Raw genomic sequence first — 19142 nt, 5'->3', positions numbered from 1 at the left:
TGATTGACTCAACATCCGCGCTGAACGCGGGACGAATGGCACGGGAGGATGAGCGAAGTGAGCCAGGATACCGGCATCACAGCGGGCGCGACGGGCGGAACGGGACGTTCGGCCGGCCCGCTCGACGAGGTCGACCGGCGGATCCTGCGCGAACTGGTCGCGGACGCCCGGCTCTCCATCCGGACGCTCGCCGACCGCGTGCACGTCTCCCGCACCAACGCGTACGCCCGGGTGGAGCGGCTGCTGCGCGACGGCGTGCTGACCGGCTTCACCGCGCGGGTCGCGCCGGAGCCGGCCGGGCTGGGCACCTCGGCGTACATCGCGCTCACCATCGAGCAGAACACCTGGCGGGAGGTCTCCGCCGAGCTGGCCCAGGTGCGCTACATCGAGCACGCGGCGCTGCTCAGCGGCGAGCACGACGTGCTGGCGCTGGTCCGCGCGCCGGACAACGCCACGCTGCGCGACGTGGTGCTGGACCGGGTGCAGAGCATCGCCGGGGTGCTCTCCACCCGCACCTGGCTGGTCTTCGAGGAGTTCGACGGAACACTGAGCCCCTGGGCCTGACGGCTCACCGCTCCGGCGGCGACTCCAGGCCCTCGCGGTCGGCCAACTCCAGCAGCGGCGCCAACGAGTGCCGCCGACCGTCCAGGCCGGCGTGCGGGTCACCGCGGTCGGCGAACCGGGCCGGCATGCTGAGCACGTCGAAGTCCTCCGGCCGGGCGTCGTCCAGCTCGGCCCAGTCCAGCGGCGCCGACACCAGCGCCCGCGGCGTGGGCCGGATCGAGTACGCGGACGTCATGGTGTGGTCGCGGGCCATCTGGTTGTAGTCGACGAAGACCGGCCGGTCACGCTGGTCCCGCCACCAGGTGGTGGTGACCAGGTCCGGTCGCCGGCGTTGCATCTCCCGGCCGAGCGCCAGCACCGCCCGCCGGCACTCGCCGAAGCTCCACCGCGGCTCGATCGACAGGTAGACGTGCAGACCCCGGCCGCCTGTGGTCTTCGGGTACCCCTCCAGGCCCAGCTCGGCGAGGAACGCGCGCACCTCGTGGGCCACCGGCACCACCTGGGCGAACTCCACGCCCGGCATCGGATCCAGGTCGATGCGCAGTTGGTCGGGGTGCTCCACGTCGGCCGTCGACACCGGCCACGGGTGGAACCGCAGCGTGCCCAGGTTCGCCGCCCAGATCACCACCGCCAGTTCGCTCGGCGCCACCTCGTCGGCGGTCCGTCCGCTGGGGAACGTGATGTGCGCCGTGCGCACCCAGTCGGGCGCCCCGGCCGGCAGCCGCTTCTGGTAGAACGCGTCGCCCCGGTTGGTCTGCCGGGTGGCGATCGTCGCGCCCTCGAACACGCCGCGCGGCCAGCGTTCGAGCATGGTGGGCCGGTCCCGCAGCGCGCGCAGGACGCCGTCGCCGACGGAGAGGAAATAGCGCACCACGTCCAGCTTGGTCAGCCCGCGCTCGGGAAAGTAGGGCTTGTCCGGGCTGGAGACGCGGACCAGCCGCTCCCCCACCCGGATCTCCTCGGCCGCCGTGGTCGCCATCCCACCCACCGTAGGGCACCGGCCGCCGGCGCGCGGGCATCCGTCAGGTGATCAGCAGGATCCCGACCACGATCAGCGGCACCGAGACGAACAGGAAGATGCCGACGCCGGTGAGCACCCGGCCGCCGCCGCCGTCCTCCCGCTCCGGCGCCAGCCCGAACGTGGACCGGGCCGGCAGCATGCCGATCCGGCTCAGCGTCAGGTCGCCGGTCATCCCGATCACGGCTCCGACCAGCATGAACGCCACACCGACCCGGTGCACGAAGTCACCGCCGCTGACCGCCACCCAGACGCCGACCGCCACCGTGATCGCCGCCACCGCGACCACGAAGAGCACAAGGGCCTCCCGTAGCCCCTGAACCACCGTCGACATGCGCACCTCCCCGGCCGGGCCGCCCGACCCGGCGACATCTTGCCGGATCGATGCGCGCCGCGCTGCCCCGTCCGGCGCGTGGCGGACGGCGGGCGGCGGGCGGCACGGGCCACCGACTACTGGGCGGCGGACCAGGCACCGGGCACCGTCCCGCACTTCTGCCCGACCGGGCCGGCGCGGTTACCCGCGCCGGGCGTCGGGTACGGGGAGCCGCATGGCGGAGTTGGCAGCGCTCTGGATCGTCCGGCACGGTGAGAGCACCGCGAACGTCGCGGCCACCGCGGCCGAGACGTCCGGCGCCGAACTGATCGACCTCACCCACCGGGACGCGGACGTGCCGCTGTCGCCCACCGGCGAGGAGCAGGCCCGGGCCACCGGCCGGTGGTTGGCCGGCCTGCCCGCGGAGCGCCGGCCCGAGGTGGCGGTGGTGTCGCCGTACCTGCGCGCGGTGCGCACCGCCGAGCTGGCGCTGGCCGGCACCGGGGTGCCGATGAGCCGCGACGAGCGGCTGCGCGACCGGGAGCTGGGCATTCTCGACGGGCTCACCGGGCACGGCGTGCGCCGGCGCCACCCGGAGGAGGCCCGGCGGCGGGACCGGCTCGGCAAGTTCTACTACCGTCCGCCGGGCGGCGAGTCCTGGACCGACGTGGCGCTGCGGCTGCGGGCCCTCCTCGGTGACCTGCGCCGCGACCACGAGGGCGGCCGGGTGCTGCTGTTCGGCCACGACGCGCTGGTCTTCCTGCTCCGCTACCTGGTGGAAGGGCTCACCGAGACGGAGCTGATGACGCTCACCCGCGAGCACGTGATCGCGAACTGCTCGGTGACCGGCTGGCGGGCCGACGACGCCGGCCGGCTCGTGCCGGAGATGTTCAACGACGTGACCCACCTGCACCGGCAGGGGGCGCGGCCCACCAGGGAGGACGAGGTCCATGCCGAGCCGGTCTGACGTGATCACCCCCGCGCTGCTGCGGGACTGGGCGCTGCCGGTGCCCTCCGGCGGCAAGGAGGCGCGCGGCACGGTGCTGGTGGTCGGCGGTTCCCGGTTCACGCCCGGAGCGGTGCTGCTGGCCGGTGTCGCCGCGCTGCGCGCCGGCGCCGGCGTGCTCCAGCTCGCCGCCCCCGAGTCCACCGCCACGGCGCTGAGCATCCAGGTCCCGGAGGCGCTGGTGGTCGGCCTGCCGGAGACCGGCGAGGGCGCGGTCCGGGGCGACCCCGGCGACCTGCTGGGCGGCCTGATCGCCGACGCGGACGTGGTGGCGGTCGGCCCCGGACTGACCGACATCGACGCCACCCGGGAACTGCTGCGCCTGGTGCTGGACACGGCCGACCGGGAGACCGCCCTGGTGCTCGACGCGTACGCGCTCGGCGCGCTCAGCCACGAGCCGGACCTGCTGGCCGGCTCCGGCCGCCGGGTGGTGCTCACGCCGAACCTCACCGAGGCCCGCCACCTGCTCGGCCGGGACCCCGGTGACGACCTCGACGCCGAGGCGGTGGAGCTGGCCGGCCGGTACGACGCGGTGGTCTCGCTGTACGGGCACATCGCCACCCCGGACGGCCGGGCCTGGCGGGAGGAGAGCGGCGACGCCGGGTTGGGCACCTCCGGCAGCGGCGACGTGCGGGCCGGGCTCCTCGCCGGGCTGCTCTCCCGCGGCGCCGACCCGGCGCAGGCGGCGTGCTGGGCGGCGTTCGCGCACGCGGTCAGCGGGCAACGGCTGGTGCCCCGCTACGGCCGGATCGGCTTCCTGGCCCGTGAGCTGCTCGACGAGATCCCGTACACGATCGCGACGGTCTGACGGCCGACACGCGGTGACGAGGGTGTGTGTAACACCACACGACATCCGCGCGCCGATCCGGTGAAGGGCGTGCAGTCTGCGCGTCCTCCACCGGATCGGCCCCCTGGGAGTACGTGTGAACAATCTTCGTCGCAAGACACTGGCCGCCGCGTCCGCCGTGACGCTCGGCGCCGGTCTCGCCGTCACCGGCGGCCTGGCGCCGGCGGCAGCCGCCGGGCCGGAGACGTCGTACCTGGTCCTCGCCCCGCAGGGCGCCACCACCGGCAAGGCCGCCGCCCGGGTGGCCGCCGCCGACGGCACCGTGGTGGCCGCCTACGACCAGATCGGCGTGCTGGTCGCCCGCTCGACCAACCCGGACTTCGCCGCCCGGGTGGCCGGCGCGGGCGTCGAGTCGGTCGCCTCCACCGCCGGCCTGGGCACCGCCCTCGACGAGGGCGAGACCGTCGAGGTCTCGGCGGCGCAGGTCGCCGACGCCACCGGCGACCCCACCCGGGAGCCGCTCTACGGCCAGCAGTGGGACATGGACATGATCCACGTCCCGCAGGCCCACGCGGTGACCACCGGCCGCCCGGACGTCGTCGTCGGCGTCCTGGACAGCGGCATCTCCAGCACCCACCCGGACCTGGCGACCCAGATCGCCAAGGACAAGAGCACGTCCTGCGTCGGCGGCGTCACCGACACCACCGAGGCGGCGTGGAACCCGACCAACAGCGACCACGGCACGCACGTGGCCGGCACCATCGCCGCGGCGATCAACGGCGTCGGCGTCACCGGCGTCGCGCCGGGGGTCAAGGTGGCCGCCGTCAAGGTGGTCAACAACGACGGCTACATCTTCCCGGAGGCCGCGGTCTGCGGGTTCCTCTGGGCCGCCGACCACGGGATGCGGCTGACCAACAACAGCTACTACATCGACCCGTGGGAGCTGAACTGCCGCAACGACGCGCGGCAGCGCCCGGTGTGGCAGGCCGTGCAGCGGGCGATCCGCTACTCGCAGTCCAAGGGCGTGCTCAACGTGGCGTCCGCCGGCAACTCGAACTACGACCTCGCTCACAAGATCACCGACACCGGCAGCCCGAACAACGGGACGCCGGAGGAGCGCGAGAACCTGACCAACGCCTGCCTCGACCTGCCGGCCGAGGCGCCCGGCGTGGTGACCGTGGCCGCGGTGGGGCCGACCGGCGCGAAGAGCTACTACTCCTCGTACGGGCAGGGCGTGATCGACGTGACGGCGCCGGGCGGCGACACCCGGTTCCGGACCCAGGGCGCGCGCTCCACGTCGACCGACGGCATCCTGTCGACCACCTTCAACACCGTCACCCGCACCAACGGGTGGGGGTACAAGCAGGGCACGTCGATGTCCGGCCCGCACGCCACCGGCGTCGCGGCGCTGGCGCTGTCGGCGCACCCGGGCATGACCCCGGGCCAGCTGTCGTCGTTCCTGGAGCGCACGGCCACCGCCCAGCCCTGCCCGGCGGGCGTCTACAACCCGGTCCCGCTGATCCCGACGGGCCCGAACGCGTACGACGCGACCTGCTCCGGTGGGGCGCGTAACGGGTTCTACGGCGCCGGCGTCGTCGACGCGTACACCGTGGTGAGGTAACCGACCGCACCCGCGGACCGGGCCCGGCGTGATCGCCGGGCCCGGTCTGTTTGTCCTGGTCGGACGCCGGGTAGGGGGGCCAGATCAGTCGACCTAGGAGGTAATCCGGTGTCCACCGACGCGATCGTCCTGCTCAAGGAGGACCACAAGGAGATCCGCCGCCTGTTCAAGGCGTTCCAGGACGCCGAGGACGGGCCGGCGAGCCGACGCGGGAAGGTCGTCACGCAGATCCTCGAGGCGCTGACGGTGCACACCTACCTGGAGAACGAGGTGATGTACCCGGAGGTCCGCAAGCTGGTCCCGGACGTCGAGGACGACATCCTCGAGTCGTACGAGGAACACCACGTGGCGGACGTGCTCTGCCTCGAACTGCACGCCATGGACGCCGACGACGAGCGGTTCGTGGCCAAGACGACGGTGCTGATGGAGAACGTGCTGCACCACGTCGAGGAGGAGGAGCAGGAGTGGTTCCCGAAGGTGCGCGAGGCGCTCGGCCGGAACCAGCTCCAGGAGATCGGCCAGCGCATGCTGGACCTGCGGCCGACGGCGCCGAAGACGCCGACCGCCCCGAAGGCGCTGAAGAAGGCACGCGACGCCGTGGACGCCTGACGCACCGGTGAGAAGGGGCCCCTTCTCGACGCGAGGCGTTAGGAAGGGGCCCGTCCTTACACCGGGGGCGGGCGGATAGGATCGGCACGGGCCGTGACTGGCGCGTGGAGATGGAGCACCATCGGGGAGCGGCCTCGTCATGAGGACGCATGCCGAGCGCCTGGGCCTTCCGCACGTCACCAGGAGGTCGCATGTCGCACAACGCCGAGTCCACCGCCTTCCGCAGCGCGCTGGAGGTGATCCGCGCCGTCGAGCCGCGGGTGGCGGACGCCATCGGGGCGGAGTTGACCGACCAGCGCGAGTCGCTGAAGTTGATCGCCAGCGAGAACTACGCCTCCCCCGCGACGCTGCTGGCGATGGGCAACTGGTTCAGCGACAAGTACGCCGAGGGCACCGTCGGTCGTCGCTTCTACGCCGGCTGCCAGAACGTCGACACCGTCGAGGCGCTCGCCGCCGAGCACGCCCGGGAGCTGTTCGGGGCCGCCCACGCGTACGTGCAGCCGCACTCCGGCATCGACGCCAACCTGGTCGCCTTCTGGGCGATCCTGGCCGACCGGGTCGAGTCCCCCGCGCTGAAGAAGGCGCAGAAGCGCCACGTCAACGACCTGACCGAGGAGGACTGGTTCGCGCTGCGCCGGGAGTTGGGCGACCAGCGGATGCTCGGCATGTCGCTTGACGCCGGCGGCCACCTCACCCACGGTTTCCGGCCCAACATCTCCGGCAAGATGTTCGACCAGCGCAGCTACGGCACCGACCCGGCCACCGGTCTGATCGACTACGACAAGGTGGCCGAGGCGGCCCGCGAGTTCCGGCCGCTGATCCTGGTCGCCGGCTACTCGGCGTACCCCCGGAAGGTCAACTTCCGGATCATGCGGGAGATCGCCGACGAGGTCGGCGCGACGTTCATGGTCGACATGGCGCACTTCGCCGGCCTGGTCGCCGGCAAGGTCTTCACCGGCGACTTCGACCCGGTGCCGCACGCGCACATCGTCACCACCACCACGCACAAGTCGCTGCGCGGGCCGCGCGGCGGCATGGTGCTCTGCGGCCCGGAGCTGGCCGACCAGGTCGACCGGGGCTGCCCGATGGTGCTCGGCGGCCCGCTGCCGCACGTGATGGCCGCCAAGGCGGTGGCGCTGGCCGAGGCGCGGCGCCCCGACTTCGCCGACTACGCCCAGCGGATCGTGGACAACGCGCAGGCGCTCGCCGACGGCCTGCTGCGCCGGGGCGCGTCGCTGGTCACCGGCGGCACCGACAACCACCTGGTGCTCATCGACGTGTCCGGCTACGGCCTGACCGGCCGGCAGGCCGAGCAGGCGCTGCTGGACTCCGGCATCGTGACGAACCGCAACGCGGTGCCGCAGGACCCGAACGGCGCGTGGTACACCTCCGGCATCCGGATCGGCACGCCGGCGCTGACCACCCGGGGGCTGGGCGCCGCCGAGATGGACGCGACCGCCGAGCTGATGCACACCGTGCTCGACCGCACCAGCCCCGGCACCGGCCCCGACGGCTCCCCGTCCAAGGCGAAGTACGTCCTGGACCCGGCGGTGGCCGAGCAGGTCGGCAAGCAGGCCGCCGACCTGCTCGCCCCGTTCCCCCTCTACCCCGAGGTGACCCTGGCCTGAACCCACCCACCCACCCCCACCCCCCACCCACCGTCATCGAAGTTGATCAAGAAGTTTGCGTCGGCCGGCACGCCGGAACTGACGCAAACTCCTTGATCAACAAAAGGGGGTGGGTGGGGCGGGTGGGGGGCGGGGGGCGGGGGTGGGGGGGTCAGCGCAGGGGGCGCTTGAGGTGGTAGCGGTGCACCTCGGTGCTGCCCTGCACGTTGTTCACGTCCTCGGCGGCGGTGACCAGCTCCCAGCCCTCCCGGCCGACGCGGTTGAGGTGCGCGACCGCGGTGTCGCCGTACGCGGTCACGTCGGTGCGGGACCCGTCCGGCCCGTACCAGACGAACGAGACGTGGAAATTCCGGCCCTGCCCCTGATAGCGGCGGACCAGCAACGCGTACTCCCAGGCAACCATCCGTCCATTATCAACGGACACCGGGTCGCCGGGGAACACGGGTGGTGCCGGAACCACGACCCTGCGGGGTCAGGCCGGCGCGCCCACCGCGGCCGTGGTGTCCGCGACCAGCGCCGCGAGCCGGTCCAGGCCCACGTCGATCTGCGCCGGGGTGACCGCGCTCACCGACAGTCGCAACGCGTTCACCGGCGTGCCGGCGTCGTAGAAGTGCGCCATCGGGGTCCAGAGCACGGCGTACTCCCGGGCGGAGCGGTGCAGCAGCGCGTCGTCGACCGGGAACGGCACGGTGACCACCACGAAGAAACCGCCGGCCGGCACGGTCCAGCCCACCGGCCCGCCGGCCGGGAAGCGGCGGGCCAGGCCGTCGACCAGGTGGCGCAGGTTGCGGGCGTACGCGGCCCGCTCCCGGACGTTCGCGGCGACAAGTGAACAGTCGTGCGCCAGCAGCGCGCCGCCGATCACCGCCTGGCTGATCGGGGACGTGTTCACCGTGACCATGCTCTTGATCTTGGCGAGCTGGTCGGCGAGTGGGCCGACCGTGCCGTCCGCGCCGCCCACCCGCTGGTCGGCGACCACGTAGCCGACCCGCGCGCCGGGCAGCACGGTCTTGGCGAACGAGCCGAGATAGACCACCCGGCGCGCGGTGTCCAACGCCTTGAGCGTGGGACGGCGGTCCACGCCGGCGGCCGGGAACAGGCCGTACGGGTTGTCCTCGATCAGCAGCAGCTCCTCCTCGGCGGCCAGGTCGAGCAGCCGGCGGCGCTGGGCGGTGTCCATGCTGACCCCGGACGGGTTCGCGAAGTCCGGCATCACGTAGCAGGCGCGCGGGCGCAACCCCTCGGCGCGGGCCCGACGCACCCCGGCCCGCAGGTCGGCCAGGTCGACGCCGTCCGGGCCGCCGGCCACCGGACGCACCGGCAGGTCGACCAGGCGGGCCGCGCCGGTCAGCCCGACGTACGTGGGCGCCACCGCGAACAGCACGTCGGCCGGGTCGGCCCGCAACGCGCGCAGCACCAGGAACATCGCCTCCTGGCAGCCGACCGTCACCACGATCGTCTCCGGGTCGACGGTGAGCCCCTCGTCGACGGCGAGGTGGCGGGCGATGAGGTGGTGCACGATGCCCTTGGTCCGGCCGTACTGCAACAGCGTCCGGTCCACCTGGGCCGGGCTCAGCCCCAGGTCGTCGGCGAGGTGCGCGCGGAACCGGTCCAGGTGGCCGGGCAGCAGCGCCGAGTCGAAGAACTCCTCGTACGGCCGACCGGCGGCCAGCGACACCGCGTCGGGATAGTGCTGTGCCACCTCGTTGAGGAAGTTCATCGAGTTCAACGCCGGGTCGCCGACGCTGCCGTGCAGCGCCTCGACGGTCAGGTCCACCGGTTCCACGTCAGGCTCCGATCCGGGTGCGCAGCCGCCGGGCCGAGGCCGGGTCGGGGCAGCCGCTGAGGATGAGCGCGTCCCGCAGCTCGGCGGCGAGCAGCGCCAGGGCGGCCTCGGCGCCGGCCCGGCCGCCGGCCGCGAGCGCCCAGAGCAGCGGCCGGCCGACCAGCACGCCGGCCGCGCCGAGCGCGAGCGCGCGCAGCACGTCGACGCCGCCGCGGATGCCGCTGTCCAGCAGCACCGCGCACCGCTCCCCCACCGCGTCGACCACCTCCGGCAGCACGTCCGCGCTGGCCGGGGCGGCGTCGAGCTGCCGGCCGCCGTGGTTGGAGACCACCACCGCGTCCACGCCGGCGTCCGCCGCGCGGACCGCGTCGCGTGCGTCCAGGATGCCCTTGACCAGCAACGGCACCGGGGTACGCGCGCGCAGCCAGCCCAGGTCCGCCCAGCTCACCGCCGGGGCGAAGACCGCGCCGGTGTGCACCGCCACCGCCGAGACGCCGGGCGTGCCCTGGTGGGCCAGGTCGTCCCGGCCGCCGGGCAGGTTGGCGGCGGTGACGTGCGCCGGCAGCGTGAAGCCGTTGCGCACGTCGCGCAGGCGCCGGCCGAGCACCGGCACGTCCACGGTGAGCATCACCGCCGCGCAGCCCGCGCCCAGCGCCCGGTCCAGCAGCTCCGCCACCAGTCCCCGGTCGCGCAGCCAGTAGAGCTGGAACCACACCGTTCCGCCGGCCGCGGCGATCTCCTCGATCGGTGTGCTGGACAGGGTGCTGGCCACGTAGGGCACGCCCGCCGCGCCGGCCGCCGCCGCGAGCGCCGGCTCACCGTCGGCGTGCAGCAACCGCTGGTACGCCATCGGCGCGACCGCCACCGGCAGCGCGGCCCGTCCCCCGGGCAGCGTCGCCTCGGTGCTCGGGGTGTCCACACCGGCCAGCATCCGGGGCAGCACGGCCATCCGGTCCAGCGCGGCCCGGTTGGCGGCCAGCGCGGTCTCCGTGCCGCTGCCGCCGTCGACGAAGTCCCACACGTCGGCCGGGAGCACCGCCCGGGCCAGCCCGGCGAAGTCGGCCAGGCTGGCCGGCGGCACGAAGCCCGGGGCGGGGTCAGCCACGGTCGGTCCCGACCGAGGCCCCGGCCGACGCCGGATCGAGGCCGAGGTGTGCCCGCAGGAACGCGGCCACCCGGTCCTGGGCGTCGCGGCCGGCGTCGAACACGCCGGGCATGGCGAAGAAGCCGTGGATCATGCCCGGATAGTCGGCCGTCTCGGTCGGCACGCCGGCCCCGCCCAGCCGCTCGGCGTACCGCTCGCCCTCGGCGCGCAGCGGATCGTGCCCGGCGGTCACCACGAGCGCCGGCGGCAGGCCGGACAGGTCCTCGGCGAGCAGCGGCGAGGCCAGCGGATGGGACGCGTCCGCCGGGTCGGCGAGGTAGTGGCCGCGGTACCAGTCCACCGAGTGCCGGTTGAACAGCAACGGATCCTCGTCGCCGGCCGGGCGACGGCCGGGGCGCTGGTCGGTGTTCGGGTAGACCAGCACCTGGGCGGCGAGCCGGGGCCCGCCGTCGGCACGGGCCAGCAGCGTCACCGCGGCGGCCAGGTTGCCGCCGGCGCTGTCCCCGCCGACCGCCAGCCGGCCCGCGTCGATCCGGAACTCGTCGGGGTGCGTGGCCAGGTGGCGCAGCGCGGCGTGGCAGTCCTGGACCGCGGCCGGGAACGGGTGCTCGGGGGCGAGCCGGTAGCCGACCGTCACGGTCTGACAGCCGGCGAGGTTGACCAGCCGGCGGCAGATCCCGTCGGCGGTGTCCACGCTGCCGAGCGTCCAGCCACCGCCGAAGAACCAGACCAGCGTGGGCAGCGGACCGTCGCCGGCCGGCCGGTGCACCCGCACCGGCAGCGGCCCGGCCGGGCCGGGCACCTGGCTGTCGCGTACCTCGGCGACCGGCTCGACCGCGCCGCCGCCGGCGCGGATCGCGGCGAGGTCGGCGGCGCGGGCCTCGGCGAGGGTCTGGGTGTAGAGCGGCACGGCGCCCGCCGTCGCCCGGGCGGCCCGCCACGCGACCACCTGCGGATCGAGCGTCATCCGGCCTCCCCGGTGGTGACGAAGAGCTTGTCGATGCCGCGCAGGAAGAGGCTGCCGCTGTAGGTGAACGGCTGGGTGACCGCGAGTCGGGGGAAGCGGGCGAACAACCGGGGCAGCGCGATCCGGCCCTCCAGTTTCGACACCGCCGAGCCCAGGCAGAAGTGCAGTCCGACGCCGAAGGCCAACGACGGTGGGCCGTCCCGGTGCGGGTCGAAGCGGTCCGGGTCGGGGAAGCGGGCCGGGTCCCGGTTCGCGGCGGCGATCAGCAGCAGCACGTTGTCGTCGCGGGCCACCGGCACGCCGTCCAGGTCGGCGTCGGCCGGCGCGGAACGGGCCAGGAAGTGCACCGGGCTCTCCATCCGCAGCACCTCGTCCACGCAGCCGCGGGCGAGCGCGTCGTTCCCGGGCAGCGCGGCGGTCACCTCCGGATGGTCGAGCAGCAGCGGCAGGCCGTTGCTGAACATGTAGACGGTGGTGACGAAGCTGGCGTTGAACAGCACGATCAGGTTGCTGATCAGCTCGTCCTCGGTGAGGTCGACACCGCCCGCGTCGAGCACCTCGACCAGCCCGCTGATCAGGTCCTCGCCGGGGGCCCGGCGGCGGTGGGCGATCAGGTCCCGGTAGTAGGCCCGCAGCTCCTCGGCGGCCTGGTTGGCCCGGGTCAGCCGCTCCGGCGTCTTGCCGGCCACGTCCATGTACTCGTCGATCCAGTCGACCCGCTGCCGGTACCAGGCCAGATCGGCGGCGGGCAGGCCGATGAACTCGGCCATCACCAGCGCCGGGACCGGGTACGCGAAGTCGGCGACGAAGTCCACCTCGGTGCCGTCCGCGCCGGCCTCGGCCATCGCGTCCAGGCGTTCGGTGACAATCCGCACCACCACCGGCTCCAGCGCGCCCAGCCGGCGCGGGGTGAACGTCTTGGCGAACACCGCGCGCATCCGGGTGTGGTCCGGCGGGTTGACGAACATCATCGAGGTGAGGAACGTCCGCAGGATCTCCTGCTCCTCCCAGCCGGGCGGGAAGCCCTTGTACCACTCCGGATCGCGCAGGATCCGGTCCACCACGTCGTACCCGCCGGCGACGGCGGTGACGGTGCTGTGCTCGGCGCGGGTGGGAATGGCGTTGATCGGCCCGTGCGCGTGCAGGGCCGCGTAGTAGGGATAGGGGTTCTGCCGGCCCTGCTCGCTGTACAGGCCGGTCAGGATCTCACTGACGTCCACGGCGTTCTTCCTCCCCAGGAAAAGGCGGCGGGGGCGGCCGCCGTGTCGACGCCGCCCCCGCCCGGTGTCACAGCCCGAGCAGCCGCAGCGGGACGGCGTTCGCCATCGCCTGCGCGCCCGCGTCGTTCGGGTGGATGTGGTCCCCGGCGTCGTACGCCGGCAGCAGCCGGCTGGGCTGCGCCGGGTCGCGCAGCACGGCGTCGAAGTCGAGCACGCCGTCGAACTCGGCCCGGCCGGCCCCGCGCAGCCAGGCGTTGACGGCGTTGCGGGTGGCGTCCTTCTCCTCGGTCCACACGCCCGGCCCGCCGTTGCCCTCGTACGGCGTGATGGTGCCGACCAGGCTGGTCAGCCCGCGCGCCTTGACCTGCTGGTTGAGCTGGCGCAGCGAGGCGATGATCGCCTCGGCGCTGTCGCCGTTCATCCAGATGTCGTTGATGCCCAGGTGGGTGATGACGGTCCGGACGCCGGTCTGCGGGAACACGTCCTCGTTCAGTCGGGCCAGCGCGTTCGGGCCCAGCTCGTAGTAGCCGGGGAAGCCGCCCGCGCCGGGCTCCGGGCCCTCGTGGTTGAGGCGGTTGCCGGCCAGGCTGAGGTTGAGCACGCCCGGCGTACGGACCTCCGGGCGGGCCTCGATCAGCCGCGCGGCGAGCAGGTCCGGCCAGCGCTTGTCGGCGTTGACCGTGCTGCCGTTGCCGTCGCCGATGGAGTCGCCGAGCACCACCACCGAGCCCGGCGCGACCTTGCGCTCCACGTCGATGCCGGAGAGGAACATCCAGCAGCAGTTCGGCTTGATGGTGAAGCCGGCGCCGCCGGCCGCGGTGGTCAGGTCCGTGGCGCCGATGAAGTTGGTGACCCGGGACTGGCCGTGGAACGTGACCGGTCCGGTGAGCACCGGGAAGTACAGGGTGACCACCAGGTCCTCCTGCTCGGCCACCGGGTAGGCCAGCGCGTCGCTGAGTAGTTCGGCGCCCTTGTTGATGGTGGCCGACGTGCCGCCGGAGAACGTCAGCTCCCGGACGCTGGCCGGGTCGACGTCGGACAGGTCGTCGGCGGTGGCGGTGTTCGGCCGGGCGACCGTGGCGTGCCCGACCTTGACGGCCTGCTCGCCGTAGAGGTTGGTGAGTCGGACCCGCAGGCGCGGCCCACCCACCGTGGTCTGCACCGTCATCCGGATGCTCTGGTCGTTGAGGCCGGTGTTGGTCAGCCCCACGGTGTTCCCGCGGGTCACCGCGGCGGCCCAACTCCCCGCCCACTCGGCGCGCCCGTGCCCGGCGCGGTCGGTGTCGGTGGGGCCGGCGCTCGCGGTGACCGCCGGGGTGCCGGCGAGCAGCAGCGTTGCGGCGGAAGCTATGACGTGCCATCTCTTCGGGGTCGGCATCGATCCTCCATGTTCGGCAACCCCGGGCGCGGCGCGGTCGGCGCCATCTGCCCGGGCGATGGACCGGAAACTAGCCGCCGCTGGTGACGAGCGTCAATCAACCTGATCGACATGATCAAATGCCCGCGGGATGCCGCGCCCCGACGTTCGGCTCTGTCCGCCGTGGACCGCCGCTGCCTAGGCTCGGAAGCGGCGGCGGTGCGGTCGCCGACCCGGCACCCGCCGTCCGAGTACCGGCCCTGACCTGGGCCGGGCGCCGCTCGCGGACAACGATGGGGGCTGCCCGATGACCGACCGGCCGAACTACGTGCACGAGGCGCTGGAGCTGTTCGCCGGTTTCGGCGACCGGGAGGCGCTGGTCGGCGGTGACCGCCGGCTCACCTACCGGCAGGTCGCCGCCGGGGTGCGCGGCCTGGCCACCGCGCTGCGCCGGCACGGCGTACGCCCCGGCGCGGCGGTGCTGGTGATGCTCGGCAACACGGTCGAGGGCCCGCTGCTGCACCTCGCGTTGCACCTGCTCGGCTGCCGCGCCATGTGGGTCGCCCCGGTCACCTCCCGCCGCGAGATCGACGAGTTCGTCGCGCTGGCCGCGCCGGAGGTGTTCGTGCACGATCCCCGCGATCCGGAGTCCGGGCAGGTCGCGGCCGGCCTGGTCGGCGTACCGGTGCTGTGTCTCGGCCCCGGCGGCGCCGGCCCGGACCTCACCGCGGGCGGCGACGGCGACGACCCGACCGACCTGCCGGCCTCCGGGCCGGCGCCGGAGTCGTTCCTCCAGACCAGCGGCACCACCGGCACGCCGAAGCTGGTGCACCACCGGGAGAGCTTCTACCGGCAGGTGCTGGTGCTCGCCGCCGGCATCCGGTCCGCCGGGATCCCGCTGCTGCGGCACCTGTCGCACTCCCCGATGTGGCTGGCCAGCGGCCAGGTCACCACGCTTGTCAACCTGTTCACCGGCGGGGTGCTGTTCCTGCGCGAGCGGTGGGACCCGGCGGCGTTCGTCGCGACCGTGGACGCCGAGCGGCTGACCTCCACGTTCGTCACCCCGCCGATGCTCTACGAGGTGCTCGACCATCCCGACCTGCCGGGCGCCGACTTCTCCGCGATGGTCATGTTCAACGTGGGCGCCGGGCCCGCCGCGCCGGCCCGGCTACGCCAGGCGATCGCCCGGTTCGGCCCGTGCCTGCGCATCGTCTACGGGCTCAGCGAGGCGGTGGTGATCTGCGCGCTGCCCGGGCTCACCGACGATCCGGAGCACCCGGAGCGGCTGCGCTCCTGCGGCCGGCCGTACGGGGACGTGACCGTCGAGATCCGCGACGCCGACGGGCGGGTGCTGCCGGCCGGCGTCGACGGCGAGGTGTGGGCCCGGACGAAGCTGAGCTTCGCCGGCTACCACGGCCAGCCGGAGCTGACCGCCGAGACGCTCGTCGACGGCTGGGTGCGCACCCGCGACATCGGGCACCTCGACGACGACGGTTTCCTCTACCTGGTCGACCGGTTGCAGGACCGGATCCTCACCCGGCAGCGGAGCTGGCCGATCTACTCCCGCCCGATCGAGGACGTGCTCGCCGGCCACCCCGAGGTCCGGGCCGCCGCGGTGATCGGGGTGCCGGACCCGGTGGCCGGGGAACTGCCGCACGCGTACGTGGTGCCGGCGGCGGGCGCGTCGGTGACCGGCGACGACCTGATCGCGCTGGTCGTCCGGGAACTCAGCGAGACCTGGGCGCCCGGCGCGGTGGAGTTCGTCGACGCGCTGCCGCTGAACCGGTCCGCGAAGGTCGACAAACGGGCGCTGCGGGCCCGGTACGCACAGGAGCACCCGGCCGGCGCGGACCCGATCGGCAGTCCGGCGTGAACCCGCGCCGGGAGTTGTACACCCTGGTCGGCGCCGACCTGCTGTCCAACCTCGGCACCCGGATCTCGGTGGTGGCCATTCCCTGGCTGGTGCTGGAGACCACCGGCAGCCCGACCCGGATGGGCCTGGTGGCCGCCGCGGAGACGCTGCCGTACATGCTCTCCAGCGCGCTGGCCACGCCGTGGGCGGACCGGTTCGGCGTCCGCCGTACCTCGATCGTCGTGGATTCGGCCAGCGCGGTCGCGATGGCGGTGGTGGCGCTCGCGCCCTGGCTCGGCTTCGGCACGCTGCTGGTGCTGGTGGCGATCGCCGGCGGGCTGCGTGGCATCGGCGACCGGGTGAAGCACGTGCTGTTCAAGCCGGCCGCCGAGCGGGCCGGGGTGCCGCTGATCCGGCTCACCTCCGCCTACGACGGGCTGGCGCGGGGCATGACGCTGTTCGGCGCGGTGCTGGGTGGGCTGCTCATCGACTGGGTGGGGCTGACGCCGGCGATCTGGATCGACGCGGCCACGTTCGCGGTCTGCGCGCTGCTGATCGGGGTGCTGGTCCGGCCGCCCGCGCCGACGCAGCCGGCGCCCCGGGAGCCGTACCTGCGGGCGCTGCGCGGCGGCTTCGCCTACCTGCGTACCGACCGGACGCTGCTGGTCATGCTGATCGTGGTCTCCGCGTCCAACATGTTCGCCAACGCCAGCGTCGCGGTCTGGATCCCGCTCTGGGTCAGCCAGGTGCTCGGCGACCCGGCCGGGTTCGGGCTGCTGCTGGGCGTCTTCTCGGCCGGCGCGTTGCTGGGCAACCTGCTGTTCACGCTGGTCGGCACGCGGCTGCCCGGCCAGGCGGTGTTCGCGCTCGGGTTGGCGCTCAGCGGTGCGCCCCGGCTGCTGGCGCTGGCGCTCAGCGAGGACCTGGTGGTGGTGCTGGTGGTGACGTTCCTGTCCGGGATCGGGATCGCGGCGGTGAACCCACTGCTCGGCGCCGCGCTCTACCAACGGGTGCCGGCGGCGTTGCAGACCCGGGTGCTGGGTATCTCCGGCTCGGTGGCGTTCCTCGGCCTGCCGGTGGGCGCGCTGCTCGGCGGCTGGTCGGTGGCGCTGTTCGACCTGGGTCCGGCGTTGCTGGTGATGTCGGTGGCCTGCCTGGTGTTCACCGTGGTGCCGCTGCTGTTCCTCCGCTCCGGCGCCGGCCGGCCGGCGCCGGAGCCGGTCGCCCCGACGCCGGCCTGACTGCCGTGTCGGAGCGACCGCCACGCGGCGGCGAGCACCGCCGCTCCTCGGGACCGCGCAGGCATGCGTGAACCGCTACTCTCTGGCTGCCGCGGGCATCGCCGGCGGACAGTGACACGGGGGAAGTCGAGGTAAAGGAAAGTATGGGCGTCATCCGAAAGCGTCGCACCCGGAAGGTGGCGGCGTTTGTCGCCGTGGCACTGTCGGCAAGCCTGATCGGCGGCGGGGCCGCGCGCGCGGTCAGCGGCGTCAGCCCGGTGCCGGCCGGCAGCTACTCGTTCACCGCGAAGATTCAGAGCGACCTGCGGGCCTGCTCCGCGGTGCTGGTCGCGCCGAGCTGGGTGATGACCACCGCGAGTTGCCTGGCGGAACCGGGCCAGCAGCTCGTCGCCGGCCCGCCCAGCCGACGCACCACCGTCACGGTCGGCCGAACGGATCTGAGCACCACTGCCGGGCACGTCCTCGCCGTCACGGCCGTGCTCCCCCACCCGACCCGCAACGTCGCGCTCGCCCAGGTGGAGAAGCCGGCGGACGGGGTGCCGCCGGTCGCCGTCGGCGCGTCCGCCGCGCCGGGCGAGGAACTGCTGGCCGCGGGCTTCGGCCGGACCGCGACCGAGTGGGCGCCGGACAAGCTGCACGCCGGCACGTTCGCGGTCACCGGCGTCAGCACCGACACGCTCACCGTCGACGGCAGCGCCTCGGCCGCCAGCCTGTGCCGGGGCGACGCCGGTGGGCCGCTGCTGCGCACCGGCGCCGGCCAGCCGCAACTGGTCGCCCTGCACGACACCTCCTGGCAGGGTGGCTGCCTCGGCGAGACCGACACCCGGCGCGCCGCGACCGAGGTGCGGGTGGACGGTCTGGCCCCGTGGATCGCGGCGAGCACCAGCACCAACAACTACGTGGCGCTCTCCCCCGGCGGGCTCCTGCTGGACACCCGCACCGGCACCGGCGCCCCCGCCGGGCTCCGCGGCGCGAACAGCACCACCGACTTCCCGGTCCTCGGCGTCGGCGGGGTCCCCGCGGCGGGCGTCTCCGCGGTCCTGGTCGACGTGACCGCGGTCAGCCCGACCGCCAACACGTTCCTGACGGTGTTCCCGACGGGCTCCACCCGGCCGGCCACGTCGTCGCTCAACGCGTCGGCTGGTGAGATCATCTCGACGACCCAGGTGGTGCGTCCGGGCCCGGACGGCCGCGTCTCGGTCCACAACCCCGCCGGCAACGTCCACGTCGTCGTGGAGGTGCACGGCTACTTCACCGCCGGGGCGGGCGGTGGGTTGGTCGCCGTGCCGCACACCCGCGTGGTCGACACCCGCGACGGCACCGGCACCACCGTCGGCAAGATCCCGACCAACGGATCCCGGACGTTCACGTTCACCGGCGGCGTCGTCCCGAGCGGCGCGACAAGCGTGTTCCTGGACGTGGCCGTGGTCGGTTCGACGAGCGCCAGCTTCCTGCGGGCCCACCCGGAGGGCGGGGCCGACGCGACCAGCGTGCTCGACTACGTCAGCGGGGTCACCTCGCAGGGCGTCGCGGTCAGGCTCTCCTCCGCCGGTCGGGCCACCTTCGTCAACAAGGGCCCGGCGGTCGACCTGGTGATCTCCGTGCAGGGCTACGTGACCGCCGCCGCGTCGGGTGGCGCCGAACTGCGGCCGGTCCCGGCCCTGCAGGTGGTCGACACCCGGGCCAACGGCGGCACGCCGATGACGGCGCGGGGGGACCTGTTCGTCAACCTGACCGACCCGGTGGGCATCTCGCCGGACGCGATGGGCGGCGCCCTGCTCTCGGTGACCACGGTGGGCCCGACCGGCTCGGGTTACCTGACCGTCGAGTCGGGCGCGGGCCCGTTCGCGACCACTCCCGACGGGCCGGTGGTGACCAGCCAGTCGGTGGCGAACTTCGCCGCCGGCCAGATCGCACGCACCACGATGGTGATGGTCAGGGTGAACGACGCCGGCCCGCGCTACGCGACCAGGAACATCCGGATCCTGAACGTCAGCGGTGGCACGACGCATGTCATCGTCACGCTGCACGGCTGGTTCAACCGGCCGTCGACCGCCTGAGCGGCCGC

General features: G+C 73.8%; 17 protein-coding genes and 1 riboswitch. Of the genes, 9 read left to right on the top strand and 8 right to left on the bottom strand.

Annotated features, from left to right (window positions below; all coding sequences use genetic code 11):
* Positions 1-48 precede the first annotated feature (48 nt).
* Positions 49-564, top strand: coding sequence for an Lrp/AsnC family transcriptional regulator (locus ACZ6O5_RS02820; RefSeq protein WP_465974176.1), 516 nt, complete (start codon positions 49-51; stop codon positions 562-564).
* 4 nt (positions 565-568) lie between these two features.
* On the opposite strand, the gene ACZ6O5_RS02815 is transcribed toward ACZ6O5_RS02820, so the two are convergent.
* Both ACZ6O5_RS02815 and ACZ6O5_RS02810 read right to left on the bottom strand, forming a co-directional pair.
* Positions 569-1543 carry a DNA polymerase domain-containing protein gene (locus ACZ6O5_RS02815; RefSeq protein ID WP_357297143.1) on the bottom strand — a complete coding sequence of 325 codons (975 nt, stop codon included), beginning with the start codon at positions 1541-1543 and terminating at the stop codon, positions 569-571.
* A 43-nt stretch (positions 1544-1586) separates the two neighbouring features.
* A complete protein-coding gene (locus ACZ6O5_RS02810; protein ID WP_107160265.1) occupies positions 1587-1916 on the bottom strand; it encodes a hypothetical protein in 330 nt (109 codons plus the stop codon).
* A gap of 214 nt (positions 1917-2130) precedes the next feature.
* On the opposite strand from ACZ6O5_RS02810, the gene ACZ6O5_RS02805 reads away from it, so the two are divergent.
* From ACZ6O5_RS02805 to ACZ6O5_RS02785, 5 genes are all read left to right on the top strand, one after another.
* Positions 2131-2862: a histidine phosphatase family protein gene (locus tag ACZ6O5_RS02805; RefSeq protein WP_465974175.1), complete on the top strand. Its 732-nt coding sequence runs from the start codon at positions 2131-2133 to the stop codon at positions 2860-2862.
* Positions 2846-3709 carry an NAD(P)H-hydrate dehydratase gene (locus ACZ6O5_RS02800; RefSeq protein ID WP_465974174.1) on the top strand — a complete coding sequence of 288 codons (864 nt, stop codon included), beginning with the start codon at positions 2846-2848 and terminating at the stop codon, positions 3707-3709. Before ACZ6O5_RS02805 ends, ACZ6O5_RS02800 begins: the two co-directional genes overlap by 17 nt.
* Before the next feature lie 115 nt (positions 3710-3824).
* Positions 3825-5309 carry a S8 family peptidase gene (locus ACZ6O5_RS02795; protein ID WP_465974173.1) on the top strand — a complete coding sequence of 495 codons (1485 nt, stop codon included), beginning with the start codon at positions 3825-3827 and terminating at the stop codon, positions 5307-5309.
* A 108-nt stretch (positions 5310-5417) separates the two neighbouring features.
* On the top strand, positions 5418-5918 hold the full coding sequence (locus tag ACZ6O5_RS02790) for a hemerythrin domain-containing protein (protein ID WP_107160273.1): 501 nt from the start codon (positions 5418-5420) through the stop codon (positions 5916-5918).
* A gap of 83 nt (positions 5919-6001) precedes the next feature.
* Positions 6002-6091, top strand: a riboswitch (ZMP/ZTP riboswitch).
* Positions 6092-6109: 18 nt separating this feature from the next.
* Entirely contained in the window at positions 6110-7546 is a 1437-nt protein-coding gene (locus ACZ6O5_RS02785) for a glycine hydroxymethyltransferase (RefSeq protein ID WP_465974172.1), read from the top strand.
* Positions 7547-7697: 151 nt separating this feature from the next.
* Here the strand turns inward: ACZ6O5_RS02785 and ACZ6O5_RS02780 are convergent, their stop codons facing one another.
* The 6 genes from ACZ6O5_RS02780 to ACZ6O5_RS02755 all read right to left on the bottom strand — a co-directional run bounded on the left by ACZ6O5_RS02780 (position 7698) and on the right by ACZ6O5_RS02755 (position 13975).
* Positions 7698-7949 carry a hypothetical protein gene (locus ACZ6O5_RS02780; RefSeq protein WP_107160278.1) on the bottom strand — a complete coding sequence of 84 codons (252 nt, stop codon included), beginning with the start codon at positions 7947-7949 and terminating at the stop codon, positions 7698-7700.
* Positions 7950-8018: 69 nt separating this feature from the next.
* Complete coding sequence (locus ACZ6O5_RS02775) at positions 8019-9332, bottom strand: aminotransferase-like domain-containing protein (RefSeq protein WP_465974171.1); 1314 nt, start codon at positions 9330-9332, stop codon at positions 8019-8021.
* 1 nt (position 9333) lies between these two features.
* A complete protein-coding gene (locus ACZ6O5_RS02770) occupies positions 9334-10437 on the bottom strand; it encodes an alpha-hydroxy acid oxidase (protein WP_465974170.1) in 1104 nt (367 codons plus the stop codon).
* Positions 10430-11404, bottom strand: coding sequence for an alpha/beta hydrolase (locus tag ACZ6O5_RS02765; RefSeq protein ID WP_465974169.1), 975 nt, complete (start codon positions 11402-11404; stop codon positions 10430-10432). Before ACZ6O5_RS02765 ends, ACZ6O5_RS02770 begins: the two co-directional genes overlap by 8 nt.
* Complete coding sequence (locus ACZ6O5_RS02760; RefSeq protein ID WP_465974168.1) at positions 11401-12624, bottom strand: cytochrome P450; 1224 nt, start codon at positions 12622-12624, stop codon at positions 11401-11403. The genes ACZ6O5_RS02765 and ACZ6O5_RS02760 overlap by 4 nt, the downstream gene beginning before the upstream one ends.
* Before the next feature lie 67 nt (positions 12625-12691).
* Entirely contained in the window at positions 12692-13975 is a 1284-nt protein-coding gene (locus ACZ6O5_RS02755; RefSeq protein ID WP_465974327.1) for an SGNH/GDSL hydrolase family protein, read from the bottom strand.
* 313 nt (positions 13976-14288) lie between these two features.
* Here ACZ6O5_RS02755 and ACZ6O5_RS02750 point away from each other — a divergent pair, with 313 nt between their 5' ends.
* The 3 genes from ACZ6O5_RS02750 to ACZ6O5_RS02740 all read left to right on the top strand — a co-directional run bounded on the left by ACZ6O5_RS02750 (position 14289) and on the right by ACZ6O5_RS02740 (position 19134).
* Positions 14289-15854 (top strand): class I adenylate-forming enzyme family protein, encoded by a 1566-nt coding sequence (locus ACZ6O5_RS02750; protein ID WP_465974167.1) that lies wholly within the window; start codon positions 14289-14291, stop codon positions 15852-15854.
* Positions 15851-17074, top strand: coding sequence for an MFS transporter (locus ACZ6O5_RS02745; protein ID WP_465974166.1), 1224 nt, complete (start codon positions 15851-15853; stop codon positions 17072-17074). The genes ACZ6O5_RS02750 and ACZ6O5_RS02745 overlap by 4 nt, the downstream gene beginning before the upstream one ends.
* Before the next feature lie 143 nt (positions 17075-17217).
* Positions 17218-19134, top strand: coding sequence for a trypsin-like serine protease (locus ACZ6O5_RS02740; RefSeq protein WP_465974165.1), 1917 nt, complete (start codon positions 17218-17220; stop codon positions 19132-19134).
* The last annotated feature ends 8 nt before the right edge of the window (positions 19135-19142 follow it).

The sequence above is a fragment of the Micromonospora sp. NPDC049201 genome, from assembly GCF_055586805.1.
Note: the sequence above shows the minus strand (reverse complement) of the source record. Positions and strands in the feature narration are given on the sequence as shown.